Source organism: Candidatus Thermoplasmatota archaeon (genome assembly GCA_034660695.1).
GTDB lineage: Archaea > Thermoplasmatota > E2 > UBA202 > DSCA01 > JAYEJS01.
Map to the genome: position 1 here is coordinate 1 of JAYEJS010000021.1, position 2,632 is coordinate 2,632.

Here is a 2,632-nt window from a genome sequence, read left to right on the forward strand (position 1 = left end):
ATACGCTTCGGGCTTCAGCCCGGAGTAGTTAACTAGTATCAAAGGAAATCAGAAAATGACGATTTCTACTGCAAATTTTAACTAATCCCAGAAAACGAATTGTATTTTCTCGAAAGTATTCCTGTATTATCTCTCTGGATTTCCCTTCTAGTTTTCTGTAAATTACCTGGCTTTTACTCACTTCGCCTGTGGATTTACATGCCTCGTTGACGAATGAAAGAGACAGAGCTGCAGTTACTAATGTGGCGGTTATTGGTTTTGGACCTATCTCATTCTTCCGTTTTTTTACAACAACCGATTTGGTAAATCGATTGACTAATTTTGCTTTCATTGTCCCATCCCTACGGTTTCCTAAACCGTGGGAAGCATTCAAATTTTTCTAAAAATTTTGCTGGTTATCTACTGACGTAATTAAAAATCCGTAACTCTTCGTTTTATACCATATGAACGCATCGGTTTTTCGATTTTGTCATTGAGCCGCTGTCTAATGTATACTTCATGGATTCGTTAGTCACACTTCTTCTTTCCCATGAAACGAAATTTTACAAGTGATAGAGAATATGCTAAAACAACCGATAAATTTATACGGTATGGATGTTATTCACCATGCCATATGAAAAAGATACCACCTACTGAGGTTGCGAATACATTCGGAAGGCTCCGGGAGGAATATCCGGGATATATTCAATTACAATTCTCAAATGGAAGTTGGTGCGTTAGACACGCCACCAGTGTATGGGATAAGAAAAAGAAAAAAACTAGAAAAATTGCTGAGCACCTCGGCGTAATTTCTACCGATGGAAAATTCAAAAAGAAGATTCCCAGAAATGCCATTCGTGGAACAAACAGAGAGATATTTCAGTACGGTAATGGCACAACTGCTTATCATTTCCTGAAGGACGTTGAAGTAATTCTTGAAGAATTGACTCCATACAACCAAGAAATAATCGCCTATGCAATAATAAAATTAATAGATTCAAAGCCTCTGAGATTATTAGCATCTGGATGGGAAAAATTATACCTATCTAGAGAAAAAGCTGTAAGCCTCTCGCCTAAACACATATCCTCCGTTTTGAAAGATATTGGCACCGATGTTTCTTCCTGGTACGAATTATTTTCACAACTTACTTTCGATGGAGATATTGTCCTCTACGATTTAAGCCGAATATTCACGTATTCAGAGAATATCAAAATAGCTGAAAAAGGGTATAATAACAAACGTCTATACCTGAACCAGATAGGCGTTACAATGGCTTTTTCTTCAATAACTCAATTACCAATTGGGATCGAAATATTTCCCGGTTCTATGAAGGAAACTAAGATTATCAGAGATTTCCGAAAAAGATTCCCAAAAACAGATATGGGATATATATTTGATAGAGGGTTTACGGATTATACCTTATTAGACGAATTAAAGAAAGATAATACCCACTATATTATACCCTTAAAAAAGGATTCGAAATATATGGATCTTAGATGGGCACGGTGGAATGGTCCGTTCGTTTATAGGAATAGACCTGTCCTTTGGAGTAAGAAAAAGTCAGAGTATGGGTATACATACTTCTTTGACGACCCAAAGGTTAGAGGAGAACAAGAAACAGCTCTTCTCAAGCATGTAGAAAAAGGAGAAATCACCCTTAAAGAATTTGAAGAGAAACGAAAACTGGCTGGGATAATGGGCATACTTTCAGATTTTGATAGAAGTGGGAAGGTAATCTATGATCTATACAAAGGACGAGAAGATGTGGAACTGGCATTTGATGCTTTAAACAATGCGGTGGATTCTGACAAAACATATCTCAGGAGTGAAGAGAGCGTTAGAGGGTATTATTTCATATCATTTATCGCACTGAGGGGTTATTTCAGTATATTGAAGCGCTTAAGAGAGAAAGAACTCACAAGTAAAATATCTGTTGAAGAAGTTTTATTTGAACTTTCTAAGGTAGAAAAGATAGTAGAGAGAAGTGGAAAGGAATATTATGCAAAGATCCCAAAACGGGCAGGTAAAATAATGAAATTGTTCCCGGAAATATTTACAGTGGAATAACCACATTTACCCAAACATCACGAGCGATCATTTAAATTGTAAGGAAAACCTATGGCTCAAACTGCGGAGTTACAGTTCCCAAAATGATACAGACATCTATGATGACTTGTACTTGACTGTAAATGTTAGCAATGGCGATAATGAGCCACCAACCGTTGATATTGTTAAACCAGAAAATAGTATTTATATTTTCAACAGAAAAATACTACCTAATGCTTTCCCATTAATTATTGGAGAAATAACGATTCAGGCCCATGCAAATGATGAACAATCTGGCATCGCAAAGGTAGAATTTTACATTGATAATATTTTAAAACATACGGACATTGAAAGCCCATATGAATGGCTTTGGGATGAAAATGCCGTAGGTAAGCATGAGATAAAGGCGATCGCTTACGATACTGCAGGCAATACTGCCGATGCTGAACAGGAAGTCTGGATATTTAATATCTGACTGCCTTAAATACACCTTCAATTTGAATTAAGTTCTTTTTCGATATATGCTGAAATCATTTCCATGGTCTCTATGGGACAAGAAAAATCACTATTATCCAACACATCACGTTGAATGCGTGAAAAATCTCG

At 36.6% G+C, this 2,632-nt stretch carries 3 protein-coding genes; 2 read left to right on the forward strand and 1 reads right to left on the reverse strand.

The window, feature by feature from the left end; all coding sequences use genetic code 11:
* Positions 1-28 precede the first annotated feature (28 nt).
* Positions 29-331 carry a hypothetical protein gene (locus U9O96_01195; protein MEA2053725.1) on the reverse strand — a complete coding sequence of 101 codons (303 nt, stop codon included), beginning with the start codon at positions 329-331 and terminating at the stop codon, positions 29-31.
* Positions 332-613: 282 nt separating this feature from the next.
* On the opposite strand from U9O96_01195, the gene U9O96_01200 reads away from it, so the two are divergent.
* Positions 614-2,047 carry a transposase gene (locus U9O96_01200; protein MEA2053726.1) on the forward strand — a complete coding sequence of 478 codons (1,434 nt, stop codon included), beginning with the start codon at positions 614-616 and terminating at the stop codon, positions 2,045-2,047.
* 112 nt (positions 2,048-2,159) lie between these two features.
* Positions 2,160-2,501, forward strand: coding sequence for an Ig-like domain-containing protein (locus tag U9O96_01205; GenBank protein ID MEA2053727.1), 342 nt, complete (start codon positions 2,160-2,162; stop codon positions 2,499-2,501).
* Positions 2,502-2,632 lie beyond the last annotated feature (131 nt).